This window comes from Streptomyces sp., from assembly GCF_035563135.1.
Classification (GTDB): domain Bacteria; phylum Actinomycetota; class Actinomycetes; order Streptomycetales; family Streptomycetaceae; genus Streptomyces.
This window is the reverse complement of the sequence record NZ_DATMVN010000374.1, coordinates 1-13,934: the sequence shown is the minus strand read 5'-3', so window position 1 is coordinate 13,934 and position 13,934 is coordinate 1. Positions and strand designations below refer to the sequence as shown.

Here is a 13,934-nt window from a genome sequence, read left to right as displayed (position 1 = left end):
GGGCGCCCGGCCGGCCTGATGCGCGGACAGGTGCCGGGCGGGGGCTTCTCGCCCGGATCGGACTGCGCAGACCTGTGCGCGCAGACCGCTGAATCGATTGCGTGAGACTGTCCGACCAGGCATCTTGGCCCCCATGATGATCAGAGAAGCCACGCACAAGGACTGGCCCGCAATCTGGCCGTTCTTCCGTACCATCGTCGCCGCAGGTGAGACCTTCACCTACCCGGTGGACCTTGGCGAGGAGACAGCCCGGGACTGGTGGCTCCTCCCGGATCCGGACCGCACGGTTGTCGCGGTCGACGAGGCGGGGACCGTCCTCGGCACAGCCAAGATGAACAAGAACCACATGGGCAACGGCTCGCACGTCGCCAGTGCCAGTTACATGGTCGCTTCGGAACACTCGGGCCGGGGTGTGGGCAGGGCGTTGTGTGAACACACCGTGGACTGGGCACGTACGACGGGATATCGCGCCATGCAGTTCAATGCCGTGGTGGAGACGAACATCCACGCCGTACGGCTGTACCGCTCCCTCGGTTTCGAGGTCATCGGGACCCTGCCGGAGGGATTCAAACATCCCGTTCAGGGCTACGTGGGGCTGCACATCATGCACAAGCTGCTCTGAAATGACCCTCACGGCCCGCCGGAGTGCCTGTGAGCACAGTGGCTTCCGGCCATCCTGGCGTGTCCGGCATGTCACAAGTGGCGGTGATCTGCGCAGGGTTGGCGTTTCCCTGAATCCGGGGGCGGGTGCGTCTCCCGGAACGGGGGGCAGTACTGTGCGCCCCACCGCCATCCCAGCGGTGAACTCATATGGAGGAAGAATCCATGACCATACCCAGGAGATCGTGGCGTGGCGCGGGAGCATTCGCGGCCGCTGCGGTAGTCGGTCTGGCAGGCGGGGTCATCACCGCCGGTCCGGCCGCAGCTCACACCCCCACCTGGGCCGTGACCTGCTCCGAAGTGACACTCAACCTCACGGCCTACTCGGCCGAAGCCACCAACGAGGTGACGGTCTCCGTCGTGGGCGGCGAAGATCTGCTTGCCACGACCCAGTTCGGCCGGGACTTCAGCACGAAGACCCCTCTCCAGCTTCCGGAGCACGACAAGGAGCTGACCGTCCGCCTCGTCGTCAAGGCCGGGGACGACGACAGGTACTCCGTCGAGGACACGAAGACCGCTCCGGTGTGTGAGGGCGAGACCCCGTCGCCCACCCCGACCGAGGCGACACCTTCGGCGGCTCCGAGTACGGAGCCGCCGGCCTCGGAGACCCCCGAGCCGAGTGAGACCGCCACGGAGGCCGCACCGGCCCCCGCGGAGCCGAGCAGCAGTGCGCCGGACCTGGCCGAGACCGGTTCGTCGTCCGCCACGCCCGTCATCGGCGGAGCCGCACTCGCGGTTCTGCTCGCCGGCGGCGGCATCCTGTGGTCCGTCCGTAAGCGCCGCAGCACGCAGCACTGACGCGTCCTCAACACTTCGGCACAGCGGTGGCTGAACACCGGTGTTCCTGGCGGGGGCGTACTGCATCGACTGCGATGCAGTACGCCCCTTTCGCGCCCCGTCCCACTGCGGCAGCAGCCGCGACTGCCGGGAGCAGGCTCAGGAAGCGGGTCCGATCTCGCACCAGACGGCCTTGCCCTCTCCTCGGGGCTCGATGCCCCAGCGTTCGGCAACCGCGTCGAGAAGCAGCAGACCACGTCCGGAAGTCGATGTCTCGCCCGGGGTGCGGCGCCGCGGCCAGACACTCGAGCGGTCCTGGACCGACAGCCTGATGCGCCGCACGGGCTCCGGCAGCACCTCCAGCGTCAGCACCGCCCCGCCCTCCGTATGCAGCAGCACATTCACCAGCAGCTCTCCCGTGACCAGCTCCGCGTCGTCCGCCAGCCCGGCGAGGTCCCAGTCCGTCAGCGCCTGACGGACGATGGACCGGGCCTCCGACAGGCCCTGAGGATCCGCCTGATGGATGTACTGGTGCAGCCGGGGAGCACGCGGTGACCCGAGATCCGGGCTGCGTCGCAGGACCAGCAGCGCCACGTCGTCACCCGACCCCCACCGCTCCCACAGCCGGTCCGACAGATGGTCGGCCAGTGCCTCGGCGCCGTCGGGTCCGCCGCTCACCTCATGGATCAGCGCCGCGACACCCGCATCGACATCGGCTCCCGGTTCCTCGACCAGTCCATCGGTGTACAGGACGAGTGTCTCGCCGGGCACCAGGTCAAGACGGGTCTCCGGGTACTCCTCGTCCCGGAAATCCGTGGAGATCCCCAGCGGCAGGCCTCCGCGCACCCGAGGGGCTCCCACCCGCCCGTCGGTGTGTTTGATCAGTGGTCCGAAGTGGCCTGCACGCGCCACGCGCACCGCCCCCGTGGCGAGGTCGACCTGCGCGTATGTCGACGTCGCGAACCGCTCGGTGTCGAGTTCGGCGAGGAATCGGGAGGCCCGCGCCAGTACGGTCGCCGGAGGGTGTCCCTCGGCGGCGTACGCGCGCAGTGCTATACGCAGCTGGCCCATGATCGCCGCGGCATGCGTGTCGTGCCCCTGCACATCGCCCACCACCACACCGACACGGCCTCGGGGGAGCGTGATCACGTCGTACCAGTCACCACCGACCTCCCGCCCGCTCCACGCCGCGTGATAACGGACTGCGATCTCGCCGCCCTCGATCTCCTGGATCCGGCGCGGGAGCATGGCCGACTGGAGCCCCGTGGCGAATTCACGTTCCTCGTCGAAGAGGATCGCCCGCTGCAGCGACTGCGCCACGATGGCAGCCAGTCCCAGACACAGAATCCTCTCGTCCGCGCTGAACGCCGTGCTTTCACGGTAGAAGAGCGCGAGCCCGCCCAGTGAGCGGGCCTGGGCTATCAGCGGGAGGTAGGCGACGGCACGGAAGTTCAGTTCACCGATGTGCGGTTCGAGGACCGGGTAACGCCGGATCAGTGAACCGAGTGAGGTGATGAACCGTGGGCGTCCGCTGAGGATCGTGTCCCCGAGGGGAAGTCTCGCATCGAGCTGTCCGGAACCCAGGCCTTCGAGAACCTCCACCGAGTCACCGCTCAGCGCGATGATCTTGAGCGCTGAATTCTCCACCAGGCCGAGCGCCAGCCCGTCCGCACCGATCCCGACGAGGCCTCCCGGGCCGGTGAGCGCGGCGGTGACGTCGTCCACGGTCACCGCGCGTGACATCGCGGCGGTGGTGCGTTCGACGATGCTCGTCCGGCGGCGGCGCCGTTTTTCCAGATCCAGCGCGAAGGCCGAATGGGTGACCTCAGCCGTTGCGTCCCGCACCACACCGATGACGCGGTGCGCCCGGCCGTCACCGGACCGCAGGATCCGAGCCTGAACGTGTGTCCACTGGCGGGTCCCGTCCGCCATGGGCACCTGGAAGTGGACGCTGTACGAGCTGCTCCCGCCGGAGATCGCCTCGTCGATGGTGGTCTCGAGGCGCGCCCGGTCCGTCGCGTCCAGCCGGTCGATCACGGCGGACGGCGACGCCTCGAAGCTTGCGGCATCCAGGCCGAAGACCATCAGCCCGGCTTCGTCGACGTCGACGGCCCGGGCGTCCAGATCCCACTCGAAGGTGCCGGTCCGGTTCAGGGCGAGCCGTTCGTCGGTCCCGGTGTCACCGGCACGTCGCCGTTCGAGCCGGAGCCGCGAGGCTGTTTTCTCGTCCGGTCGCGGTGAGGGGTCGGTCATGCCTCCTCCGGAGGTGGTCCGGCGGGGCTGCTGGACGTCGCGGCCCGTAGATCTCAATTGTCGAGCCCGCGATGCGGGAGTGCCACAGCGGTTCCACAGGGGACCCGGCGCCGGAGCCCCGCGGCGGCCGTCGCAGAATGACACGCAGAGATCGTCCACGGATGACCGGAGCGCACCTATGAACGACGACGAGCCCGTCCTGCTGCACACCGAGGGCCGCGTCCTGCACATCACCCTCAACCGCCCCCAGGCCCTGAACGCCCTCACGCACACCATGGTGCGAGGCATCAGTGAAGCGCTCGCTCCGGCCGCCGAGGACGACGCGGTCACCGCCGTCGTGATCGGCGGAGCCGGCGAGCGGGGCCTCTGCGCGGGGGGCGACATCCGGTCGATCTACGAGGACGCCCGTGCGGGCCGTCGAGGGTCCGTGGACTTCTGGCGTGACGAATACCGGCTCAACGCCCAGATCGCCAGGTTTCCGAAACCGTACGTGGCGCTCATGGACGGCATCGTCATGGGCGGGGGCGTGGGTGTGTCGGCCCACGGCGACGTGCGTATCGTGACCGAGCGGTCACGTGTCGCGATGCCCGAGACCGGGATCGGCTTCGTGCCCGACGTGGGGGGCACCTATCTGCTGGCCGCGGCGCCGGGCGAGCTCGGTACCCATCTCGCTCTGACCGGCCGGGCCGTGGACGCGGCGGACGCCATCCTGTGCGGGCTGGCCGACCACTTCGTCCCGTCGCACTACCTCGCCGGCCTCACCGCCGAGCTCTCCCGGAGCGCCACGCCCGCAGACGTGGCGGGCACCGTGCGGCGATATGCGACCGACGCCCCGGAAGGGGAACTCGCCGCACACCGCGCGTGGATCGACGACTGCTACGCCGCCGACACCGTCGAGGAGATCATCGACAGGCTGGAGGGCAGTGGACTGCCCGCCGCCAAGGAGGCTGCCGGCATGCTCCTCTCCGCATCACCCACCGCTCTCAAGGTCACCCTGGCCGCCGTGCGCCGTGCCGGACGGCTCACCAGCCTCGAAGCAGCCCTCGACCAGGAGTTCCGTGTCTCCTGCCGGGCCTTCACCGGGCATGACCTGGTGGAGGGGGTGCGCGCCCGGATCATCGACAAGGACCGCACACCCCGATGGAGCCCCGCCGAGCCCGGCGAGGTCACCGCCGCCGAGGTCGCCCGCCATTTCGAGTCGCTGGGCGACCAGGAACTGGGCCTCGCCTCGGATTGACGCCCTCCGTCGCGCACCGGCCCTCCGGACCCCCTGTCGGCAGGGGTCCGGAGCGCCGCTCATACGCGTATCGTCAGCCGGTCCGCGGCCCGGTCCCAGGCCCGGGCGTCTCCTTGCGGGGCGTAGTGGCGCAGCTCCTGGGTGCGTGCGACGAGCCTGCGCATGTCAGGCAGCCCGCCCACCAGCCCGTCGGCCCGGGCCTGGAGCAGTACATTGCCGAGCGCGGTGGCTTCGGCAGGTCCCGCGGTGACCGGCAGCCCGGTCGCGTCGGCGGTCCACTGGCACAGCAGCTCGTTGCGCGACCCGCCGCCCACCAGATGGATCCGTGTCAGCTCACGGCCGGCCAGCCGGGCGGCCGCGAGCAGAGTCCTGCGATGGGCCAGTGCCAGGCTCTCCAGCACGCAGCGCGCGTATCCTCCGGGGCCGTCCGGCGTCGCCTGCCCGGTGCGGGCGAGAGCGGCGTCGATCCGTGAGGGCATGTCACCCGGCGCCAGGAACTCCGGATCATCCGGGTCGATCACGGCGGCGAACGGCTCTGCTCGCGCCGCGTCCGCAAGGAGACTCGCGAGACCCATCGAGGTACCGTCGCGTTCCCAGGTACGACGGCATTCCTCCAGCAGCCACATTCCCATGATGTTGCGGAGGTAGCGCACCGTGCCGTCCACACCGCGTTCATTGGTGAAATTCGCGGCTCTCGACTCCTCGGTCAGCACCGGCGCGTCCAGTTCGAGGCCGGCCAGCGACCAGGTACCGCACGACACATACGCGAATCCCGGTTCGGCCGCAGGAACCGCGGCCACGGCCGACGCGGTGTCGTGCGAGGCTACGATCGTCACCGGTGTCCCCGCCGGCAGGCCGGTGAACCCGGCCACGTGCGGAAGCACGGTGCCCGCTCGCTGGCCCGGTTCGCGCAGCGCGGGGAACAACGAGCGCTCCAGCTCCAGCCGCCCGATCAACGCATCGGACCAGTCACCGGTGCGGGCGTCGAACAGGCCGGTCGTGGACGCGTTGGTCACTTCCGCACCCACCGAACCCGTCAGCCAGTACACCAGCAGATCGGGCATCAGCAGCAGTGTCCGTGCCGCCGGCCACTGTGCCGACGGTCGGTGGGCGGCCAGTTGGAAGACAGTGTTGAACGGCAGGTGCTGCAGCCCGACGATGCCGTACAGCTCCTGCGCGTCGAAGCGGGCCAGTACCTCCTTCGCAGCCGCGGCGTTACGCCCGTCGCGGTAGTGGAACGGCAGGCCGAGGAGCGACCCGTCGGCGTCCAGGAGGCCGTAGTCCACGGCCCAGGTGTCGATGCCCACCGAGACGACGGGGCCACTGCGCGCCGCCGCGCGCAGCCCGTCCAGCACGCCCTGGTACAGGGCGAGAACATCCCAGCGGAGCCCGTCGGGGAGCCGGACCGGTGTGTTGGGGAAGCGGTGCACCTCGGCCAGCACCAGCTCGTCGGGGCCCACCCTGCCGGTGATCACCCGGCCGCTCGTGGCGCCCAGGTCCACCGCGGCGAACACCGGGCCGTGTTGTGAAGTCGCAGACATGGGAAATCTCATCCGATCCGGGCAGAGCGGCGCCCCGGGTGTTCACAGAACAGCATCCGGGGCGCGGCGGAGTGGTACAAGGTCAGCGCAGGAACGCCGCCGCCACACCGGCATCGACGGGGATGTGGAGGCCGGTGGTGTGGGTGAGGTCCCCACCCGTCAGTGCGAATACGGCGTTGGCGACATGCTCCGGAAGCACCTCGCGCTTCAGGATCGTGCGCTGGGCGTAGAACTCGCCCAGCTTCTCCTCCTCGATGCCATAGGTGGCCGCGCGCTGGGCGCCCCAGCCGGCTGCGAAGATTCCCGAGCCGCGTACGACGCCGTCCGGGTTGATCCCGTTGACCCGGATGCCGTGCTCACCGAGCTCGGCCGCCAGCAGACGCACCTGGTGCGCCTGGTCGGCCTTCGTGGCCGAGTACGCGATGTTGTTCGGGCCCGCGAACACGGCGTTCTTGGACGCGATGTAGACGATGTCACCGCCGAGACCTTGCGCCCGCATCACCCGCGCGGCCTCGCGGGACACCAGGAACGAACCGCGGGCCATGATGTCGTGCTGCAGGTCCCAGTCCCGGGCCGTGGTCTCCAGCAGAGGTTTGGAGATGGAGATCCCGGCGTTGTTCACGACCAGGTCCACACCGCCGAAGGCCAGCGCGGCGGCCTTGAACGCATCAGTGATCTGCTCCTCGGACGTGACGTCGACCGTCACCGCGACGGCCTTGTCCGGGCCGCCGAGCTCCTCTGCGACAGCCGCCGCGTTCACGGCGTTCAGATCCGCGACGACGACGCACGCGCCCTCCGCGACGAGCCGGTGCGCCACGGCCTTGCCGATGCCGGACCCGGCGCCGGTGACCAGCGCGACCCGCGTGGCCAGAGCCTTCGCCTTCGGCATCCGGCGGAGCTTGGCCTCCTCCAGCTCCCAGTACTCGATGCGGAACTTCTCGGACTCCTCGATCGGCGCATACGTGGAGACGGCCTCGGCACCGCGCATCACATTGATGGCGTTGAGGTAGAACTCCCCGGCGACCCGGGCGGTCTGCTTGTCCTTGCCGAACGAGAACATGCCGACACCGGGCACCAGTACGATCGCCGGGTCCGCTCCGCGCATCGCGGGCGAGCCGGGCGCCGCATGGCGTTCGTAGTACGCGCGGTACGCGGCCCGGTACTCCTGGTGGAGCGCCTCGAGCCGGGCCACCGCCTCCTCCAGCGGTGCGTCGGCCGGCAGATCGAGGACCAGCGGGCTGACCTTCGTGCGGAGGAAATGGTCCGGGCAGGACGTGCCGAGGGCGGCGAGACGGGGGTGCTCGGCGCGTGAGAGGAAATCCAGTACGGGCGCCGCGTCGGTGAAGTGCCCCACCTGGGCCCGGTCCGTGGACGCCAGCCCGCGGATCACCGGAGCGAGGGCCGCTGCCCGCTCCCGGCGCGCCTCCTCGTCCAGGGCCTCCCGGCCCGGGAGCACGGGGCCGAAGGGCTCCTTCCTGCCGTGCTCATCGAGGAACGTCTCAGCGGTACGGATCATCCACAGGGCGTTGCGCTCACACTCCTCGGAGGTGTCACCCCAGGCCGTGATGCCGTGTCCGCCCAGGATCACACCGACCGCCTGCGGATTGGCCTCCTTGACGGCCGCGATGTCGAGCCCCAGCTGGAAACCCGGCCGGCGCCAGCCCACCCAGGCGACCTTGTCACCGAAGCACTCGGCGGTCAGCTTCTCGCCGTCGGCCGCGCAGGCCAGCGCGATCCCGGAGTCCGGGTGCAGGTGATCGACATGCGAGGCCTCGACCAGTGCGTGCATGGCGGTGTCGATCGACGGGGCGGCACCGCCCTTGCCGTGCAGGCAGTAGTCGAACGCCGAGACCATCTCGTCCTCGTGCTCCACCCCCGGGTACACGGCCTTGAGTGCCCGTACACGGTCCAGCCGGAGCACGGCGAGACCGGCCTCGGTCAGCGTGCCGAGGTCACCGCCCGAGCCCTTGACCCAGAGCAGTTCGGCCTCGCCACCGGTGACCGGGTCGGTTTCCGTCGCCTTCGCCGAGGCATTGCCGCCGGCGTAGTTGGTGTTGCGGGGGTCGCAGCCGATCCGATGGGCGCGCTCCAGGAGCGCGGCGACTTCGGCGTGCGTCGCGGACGTCATGAGGGTTCCTTCGGGAAGAGACGGGGAAGGGCGGGCTGCCGGACGTGCGAGGGCGGGGGAGCGGGGATCAGGCTCCCCAGCCCGCCTGCTCGCCACCGACGCGGTCGGCGGCGATGCGTTCCTGGTTGCCGGAGGCGAGATAAGCCGCGAAGGGGTCGCGCGCCAGTCCGAGCTCCTCGCGGACCTCGGCGAGCAGCGGCCGTACATCGGTGTTGAACGCGTCCATCAGCACCCCGTTCGCGGCCAGGACATCACCGGAGCGCTGGGCCTCGGCCAGTGCCCCGGCGTCGATCAGCAGTGCCTTCGCGGTTGCTTCCTGGACATTGGTGACCGAGCGGATGACCGCCGGGATCTTGGCCTCGATGTTGTGGCACTGGTCGAGCATGAAGTTGACGTTGGTACCGGCCTCGAGACCACCGTTCTTGACCACCTCGTGCATGATCCGGAACAGCTGGAACGGGTCGGCGGCGCCCGCCATCAGGTCGTCGTCCGCGTAGAAACGGGAATTGAAGTCGAATGCGCCGAGCTTCCCCTCGCGCAGCAGGAAGGCCACGATGAACTCGATGTTGGTGCCCGGTGCGTGGTGGCCGGTGTCGACGACGACCTGGGCCTTCGGTCCGAGCTTGAGGCAGTGGGCGTACGAAGTGCCCCAGTCCGGTACGTCGGTGGTGTAGAAGGCGGGCTCGAAGAGCTTGTACTCCAGGAGCATCCGCTGGTTGTCGCCGAGGCGTTCGTACACCTCTGCGAGTGCCTCGGCCAGACGGTCCTGGCGGCCCGCTATGTCGTCCTGGCCGGGATAGTTGGTGCCGTCCGAGAACCACAGCTTGAGGTCGGACGACCCGGTGGCATCCATGATGTCCACGCACTCGAGCAGATGATCGGTCGCCTTGCGGCGGACCCCGGGGTCCGGGTGGGTGACCGATCCCAGTTTGAAGTCGTCGTCCTGGAAGACATTGGAGTTGATCGCTCCGATCCGCAGGCCGAGTTCTCCGGCATACCGGTTCAGCGCTGTGTAGTCCTCGACCCTGTCCCACGGAATGTGCAGTGACACCTTCGGGGCGACCCCGGTATGGGCGTGGACCTGTGCCGCGTCCGCCAGCTTCTCGAACGGGTCGCGCGGTACACCGGGTTGCGCGAAGACCTTGAAGCGGGTTCCGGAGTTGCCGTAACCCCAGGAGGGCGTCTCGATGACCTGGGACTTCAGAGCTGCCTTGACGGCCGACACATCAGACATGAACACCTCGTAAGCAGAGTCATCCGACGACCGGTCAGGATCGAGGATGTGAATCGTTTCATCCGGAACGTACGCTAGATTTGAGCACTGCTGCTAGTCAAGCGACCAGTCAAGTTTCTTCTCGATTTGAATCAATTCATCGAGTCCGACGCAGAGGCTTCCCCTTGACGGCCGTGCATCGGTATGTGGCCAGAAGGCCACCTGCCCTGGCTGTACGGACCCCGTCCGCAAAGCTCCGGCCGGTCAGACGTGACGCGGCCTGCTCGACGAGCTGTTCCGCGGCGGCGGGAGCGGGAGAAGCTGCGCCTCCTGGCCCCGGTGCCCATCCGCTTCGTCCACGACCGGTGGGTGGGCGGGCACGCGGAGTCCCGGGCGTATCCGGGAGGCGATCACCGATCCTGAGGTCAGGAGCAAGTGCGACTTCGGCGCCCGCGTCATCCCGGACCGGGTCCAGGGCGCGCGCTTCGAGAAGGGCGCGCCCTGGGCCCGCTGGGGGAGGGCGTAATCGGGAGGCCGACCCGCCGCGCAAGCCGGTCCAGGGCGTGGTCGCGCTCCGGAGCGACGAGGTGAGGGGCAGGGCCCGCCCGTCTCATCCGGGAAATCGAGCCCGGCCGCGGCTCCTGTCGGCTGACCGTCGCCCCGACGAACTCCGTGAGGACGCCGAGGGGGAACCGAACGGCGACCGGCCGGTGTTCCTCTCCGGCCTGAAGAACTGGCTGGAGGCGAGCGAAGACCTCCCCACCACCGGTTCGCTCCTGTACGGCGGTCAGTGAGTGACGGCCCGCCGCGGTGGGCCCCCGGTGAAGTGCCTGCCCCGACCCACGCTGCCGGGCCCTGCCGGCGGGGCACCCGCCGTGACCGGGACCGGTCAGCGGGGACCCGTCAGGCTCGGTTGAAGCTTCCGCACGAGAGTGAAGAGCCTGTCCTCGTTCCCCGCGAGGCCGGCGCTCCGCAGAGCCTCGTCCGCCTCCTCGATCGGTGAGGCGAGCAGCGGCATGTACAGAGGAGCTTCGGCCGGGTCGGCGAGCGCAGCACGTGTGGTGGCCAGCAGACGGATGTACGCCTGGGCCGCAGCGATTTCGGCTTCTTGCATCTCAGCATCTCCCGGTCGGAGGTCTTGGGCCGTCAAGCATCCCCTATGGGTCTGACAATGCTCTTCGGCCACTGCGGAACGCCCTTCAGGAAGGGAGCGCGGCCGGCGGTTCGACCTCGAGGAAGCGCCGTCGACGCGGACCGCGGTAGAGCAGTGCCGTCCAGCCCAGTCGCCGCAGCGCCGTGGCGCACCCGGCCAGTGCCTCCTCCTCGCCATGGGCCGTTCCACTGCCCGGTGGGCCGGCCCACTCCACTCGCACCGAGCCGGGCGCCTCCCCCTCGCAGACGCGGTAGCCCGTGGCGGTCCGCTCTCCGGACGGACCGACCGCCGACGCGGGTATCCCGGCGGCCTCCAGGGCCAGCGCCACGGCACGGAGCGGCCGGTGCCGCTCCCACGGGGCCGGCTCGCCTTCGGGATCCACCCGCCCCGCACAGGTCAGCCGCCTGATCTGAAGCATGCCTTCGAAAGCGGTCCGCACTTCCTGGGCACGCCCGGCCGCGCCCTCCGGGGACGCGGGGCCATCACCGGTCGCGGGCTCGAAGCCCCTGTCCTGCGACGCGCTCATGTCCTGCCCCCTCCACACCTGTACCGAGTCCTGCGGACAAGTGTGCGTCCGCTCACTGACAGAGGCCGCTCCGCCGTCTTTGTGCACACCCGTAAACTTGGCGGAGATCACACACGGAGGAACCAGGCACGTGCCCCACGACGACCCGACCGCCGCACCCGTCATCGAACGGGCTGCCCTGCGTGCCGACTGCATGAACTGCTTCGGGCTCTGTTGCGTGGCGCTGACGCTGACCGCGTCGGCGGACTTCGCGATCAACAAGGACGCGGGGACGCCCTGCCCCAGTCTGGCGGACGACTTCCGCTGCGGTATACACACCCGGCTGCGCTCCGAGGGCTTTTCCGGCTGCACCGTGTACGACTGCTTCGGCGCGGGCCAGAAGGTCTCCCAGGAGACCTACGGCGGCCGGGACTGGAGGGCTGCGCCGGACACCGCCCGGCAGATGTTCCAGATCTTCCCCGTGATGAGGCAGCTCCACGAACTGCTCTGGTACCTGACGGAAGCCCTCGCCCTGCCCGCCGCCACCCGGCTGCACGCCGACCTCAGCGACGCCCTCGGCACCACGGAGCGTCTCACCGGCCTGCCCGCCGACGAACTCGCGGAGCTGGACGTCTCCGCTCACCACGACAGGGTGGCCGCCCTTCTGCTGCGCGCCGGGGAACTCGAACGCGCCACGGTTCCCCGCCGCAGGAAGCGCAGTCAACGGGGTGCCGACCTCATCGGAGCCCGGCTCAAGGGTGCCGATCTCCGGGGAGCGGAGCTCCGAGGGGCATACCTCATCGCTGCCGACCTGCGTGGAGCCGATCTGCGCGGGGCGGAACTCATCGGTGCCGACTTCCGTGACGCCGACCTCTCCGACGCAGACCTCACCGGCGCCCTCTTCCTCACCCAGGCCCAGCTGAACGCGGCGAAGGGAAACACCGCCACGAAGCTGCCGGACTCCCTCACCAGGCCCCCGCACTGGGCGGAGAGCGGGCCCGGCACAGCCTGAACCTCCGTGCTCACCCCTCGGTTTCCTCCCGGTCGGCGTCCACATGAACGATCATCCGGTTCAGGGCGATCATCCTCCCGTTCGTGGCGTGATGAACGGTGCGCACCAGGTGTACGCCGCCCGGAGCGGCGAAGCCCATGCCGTGGGCCTTCATGGTGACGGTCACCCTGAGCGCCGGTGCTCATGCCGTACCCCGGCCATCTCGTTGAACGCGCATCCCCTTTCACGGTGATCGGTGGTCGCAGCCATACCGGTCCACTCCTCGTCGGCCAGCGCGAGGACGGCCCCGCGCGGATCGAACGACGGCGCGGCGAGGCGTTCGTGTACGTACTCCTCGAACGAGTGGAAGGGCCCCCGGCCCGGGGTGCCGGCGGCACACTCCTTGTCGAGCTCGTACAGGCGACGGCGGTGTGACGGGCTCTCACCGGGCTGCGCGAACGTGGTCAGCCGCACACCTGAGGCCCGGCAGCGCTCGGCATACGGCGCCCAGCGGACCGTGTCACAACCCCGCACGTCCAGCTCCAGCCTGAGCCGCGGCTCACCCGCGGCGCGGCCCGCCCTCCGGTGCCCCGGCCTCGCCCGATCCGTCCTGTTCCACCGCGGCTCTGAGGCGCTCAAGCGTCGTGCGGATGTTGCCGCGCTGGAACTCCGCGAACGTATGACCACGCGTCGCGACCCGGTCGAAGGCGTTGGCGAGAAAGTCGGGCCATGTCCGCCGGCCGTCCGTCCAGGTCTCCGTGACCCGGGTGGCGCCGTCGACCGCCTCGAAGCGGTATTCCCACAGTGCGATGGCGCCCGGCAGCCACGGTCGCCGGACCCCGATCGCGTGCACGCGAAAGGCGAACCGCTCGCCGGGGTCAGCGGCCGTCACCGTGCACCTGGTCGTCCAGCGGAAGGAGCCGCGTCTGTTGTGCCCCTCGAAGACCATGCCGACATGGGCCTTGAGCTGCTTCCCGACTATCCTCGCGCCCCGGTTCTCCGGACTCCAGCGTCCCATCGCCGTGGGGTCGCTCAATTCTTCGTACACGGCTGACGGTGCTGCCCGGATCAGGATGCTGTCCGATACGGACATGGTGCGGGTCATGTGGCACTCCTCGTCCTCGGCCGGCCGGGGCCTCACACCCGAGCCGGGCGGAGCATGTGCGAACGGCCGGCAGTGCTGGTTCGTCGAAACAGTGTTGCGTACACACAAGAGAACCCAGGACGCCGGGCCCGAGAAGCCCGCACATGCCGGGCAACAGCGACCTCGGTCCCTCCCGCACCGCGCCTCGCCGGTGACCGGACGCGGCCCGGTGCGGGAGGCAACGGCGCGGTCACCGTGGAGGCTGCGCACCGCCCGGTCAGGCGCGCCACTCGGTGGTGCGCTCCGGGGAGGCGTCGGCCAGGGCCTTGGCGATGGCTTCGGCGTCGCCCCGGTTCCCGTAGACGGGCGTACCGGGCTGCTGGCGCCAGGAC

At 69.7% G+C, this 13,934-nt stretch carries 14 protein-coding genes and 1 pseudogene; 5 read left to right on the top strand and 10 right to left on the bottom strand.

Features of this window, described 5'->3' with window-relative positions:
• Positions 1-133 precede the first annotated feature (133 nt).
• Both VN520_RS16295 and VN520_RS16290 read left to right on the top strand, forming a co-directional pair.
• The gene (locus VN520_RS16295) at positions 134-622 is read left to right on the top strand and encodes a GNAT family N-acetyltransferase (protein ID WP_325747643.1); all 489 of its coding nucleotides are present in this window, start codon (positions 134-136) and stop codon (positions 620-622) included.
• 203 nt (positions 623-825) lie between these two features.
• Positions 826-1,458, top strand: a complete 633-nt coding sequence (locus VN520_RS16290) for an LAETG motif-containing sortase-dependent surface protein (protein WP_325747642.1) — start codon at positions 826-828, stop codon at positions 1,456-1,458.
• Between the two features lie 138 nt (positions 1,459-1,596).
• On the opposite strand, the gene VN520_RS16285 is transcribed toward VN520_RS16290, so the two are convergent.
• Positions 1,597-3,690: a SpoIIE family protein phosphatase gene (locus tag VN520_RS16285; protein WP_325747641.1), complete on the bottom strand. Its 2,094-nt coding sequence runs from the start codon at positions 3,688-3,690 to the stop codon at positions 1,597-1,599.
• Positions 3,691-3,868: 178 nt separating this feature from the next.
• On the opposite strand from VN520_RS16285, the gene VN520_RS16280 reads away from it, so the two are divergent.
• Positions 3,869-4,927, top strand: a complete 1,059-nt coding sequence (locus VN520_RS16280; RefSeq protein WP_325747640.1) for an enoyl-CoA hydratase/isomerase family protein — start codon at positions 3,869-3,871, stop codon at positions 4,925-4,927.
• Between the two features lie 59 nt (positions 4,928-4,986).
• On the opposite strand, the gene VN520_RS16275 is transcribed toward VN520_RS16280, so the two are convergent.
• From VN520_RS16275 to rhaI, 3 genes are all read right to left on the bottom strand, one after another.
• Positions 4,987-6,468, bottom strand: a complete 1,482-nt coding sequence (locus VN520_RS16275; protein ID WP_325747639.1) for a rhamnulokinase family protein — start codon at positions 6,466-6,468, stop codon at positions 4,987-4,989.
• Positions 6,469-6,550: 82 nt separating this feature from the next.
• Positions 6,551-8,596 (bottom strand): bifunctional aldolase/short-chain dehydrogenase, encoded by a 2,046-nt coding sequence (locus VN520_RS16270; protein ID WP_325747638.1) that lies wholly within the window; start codon positions 8,594-8,596, stop codon positions 6,551-6,553.
• A 67-nt stretch (positions 8,597-8,663) separates the two neighbouring features.
• The gene (gene rhaI / locus VN520_RS16265) at positions 8,664-9,830 is read right to left on the bottom strand and encodes an L-rhamnose isomerase (protein ID WP_325747637.1); all 1,167 of its coding nucleotides are present in this window, start codon (positions 9,828-9,830) and stop codon (positions 8,664-8,666) included.
• A gap of 542 nt (positions 9,831-10,372) precedes the next feature.
• On the opposite strand from rhaI, the gene VN520_RS16260 reads away from it, so the two are divergent.
• Entirely contained in the window at positions 10,373-10,603 is a 231-nt protein-coding gene (locus tag VN520_RS16260) for a hypothetical protein (protein WP_325747636.1), read from the top strand.
• 95 nt (positions 10,604-10,698) lie between these two features.
• On the opposite strand, the gene VN520_RS16255 is transcribed toward VN520_RS16260, so the two are convergent.
• Together VN520_RS16255 and VN520_RS16250 are read right to left on the bottom strand one after the other, a co-directional pair.
• A complete protein-coding gene (locus VN520_RS16255; protein WP_325747635.1) occupies positions 10,699-10,923 on the bottom strand; it encodes a hypothetical protein in 225 nt (74 codons plus the stop codon).
• 85 nt (positions 10,924-11,008) lie between these two features.
• Complete coding sequence (locus VN520_RS16250; RefSeq protein WP_325747634.1) at positions 11,009-11,488, bottom strand: hypothetical protein; 480 nt, start codon at positions 11,486-11,488, stop codon at positions 11,009-11,011.
• A gap of 130 nt (positions 11,489-11,618) precedes the next feature.
• On the opposite strand from VN520_RS16250, the gene VN520_RS16245 reads away from it, so the two are divergent.
• Positions 11,619-12,479 carry a pentapeptide repeat-containing protein gene (locus VN520_RS16245; RefSeq protein ID WP_414719859.1) on the top strand — a complete coding sequence of 287 codons (861 nt, stop codon included), beginning with the start codon at positions 11,619-11,621 and terminating at the stop codon, positions 12,477-12,479.
• A gap of 10 nt (positions 12,480-12,489) precedes the next feature.
• On the opposite strand, the gene VN520_RS16240 is transcribed toward VN520_RS16245, so the two are convergent.
• The 4 genes and pseudogenes from VN520_RS16240 to VN520_RS16225 all read right to left on the bottom strand — a co-directional run.
• Entirely contained in the window at positions 12,490-12,645 is a 156-nt protein-coding gene (locus VN520_RS16240) for a hypothetical protein (protein WP_325747633.1), read from the bottom strand.
• Positions 12,642-12,992, bottom strand: a complete 351-nt coding sequence (locus VN520_RS16235) for a hypothetical protein (RefSeq protein WP_325747632.1) — start codon at positions 12,990-12,992, stop codon at positions 12,642-12,644. The genes VN520_RS16240 and VN520_RS16235 overlap by 4 nt, the downstream gene beginning before the upstream one ends.
• A 25-nt stretch (positions 12,993-13,017) precedes the next feature.
• Complete coding sequence (locus tag VN520_RS16230) at positions 13,018-13,563, bottom strand: SRPBCC family protein (RefSeq protein ID WP_325747631.1); 546 nt, start codon at positions 13,561-13,563, stop codon at positions 13,018-13,020.
• 256 nt (positions 13,564-13,819) lie between these two features.
• Positions 13,820-13,934, bottom strand: a pseudogene (locus VN520_RS16225) (NADP oxidoreductase); the annotation flags it as partial.

Excerpts from the sequence above, each read along its gene's own strand:
- VN520_RS16270 (WP_325747638.1), bottom strand. The coding sequence starts at position 8,596 with ATGACGTCCGCGACGCACGCCGAAGTCGCCGCGCTCCTGGAGCGCGCC.
- VN520_RS16295 (WP_325747643.1), top strand. The coding sequence starts at position 134 with ATGATGATCAGAGAAGCCACGCACAAGGACTGGCCCGCAATCTGGCCG.
- VN520_RS16230 (WP_325747631.1), bottom strand. The coding sequence starts at position 13,563 with ATGACCCGCACCATGTCCGTATCGGACAGCATCCTGATCCGGGCAGCA.
- VN520_RS16275 (WP_325747639.1), bottom strand. The coding sequence starts at position 6,468 with ATGTCTGCGACTTCACAACACGGCCCGGTGTTCGCCGCGGTGGACCTG.
- rhaI (WP_325747637.1), bottom strand. The coding sequence starts at position 9,830 with ATGTCTGATGTGTCGGCCGTCAAGGCAGCTCTGAAGTCCCAGGTCATC.
- VN520_RS16280 (WP_325747640.1), top strand. The coding sequence starts at position 3,869 with ATGAACGACGACGAGCCCGTCCTGCTGCACACCGAGGGCCGCGTCCTG.
- VN520_RS16290 (WP_325747642.1), top strand. The coding sequence starts at position 826 with ATGACCATACCCAGGAGATCGTGGCGTGGCGCGGGAGCATTCGCGGCC.
- VN520_RS16255 (WP_325747635.1), bottom strand. The coding sequence starts at position 10,923 with ATGCAAGAAGCCGAAATCGCTGCGGCCCAGGCGTACATCCGTCTGCTG.
- VN520_RS16285 (WP_325747641.1), bottom strand. The coding sequence starts at position 3,690 with ATGACCGACCCCTCACCGCGACCGGACGAGAAAACAGCCTCGCGGCTC.
- VN520_RS16250 (WP_325747634.1), bottom strand. The coding sequence starts at position 11,488 with ATGAGCGCGTCGCAGGACAGGGGCTTCGAGCCCGCGACCGGTGATGGC.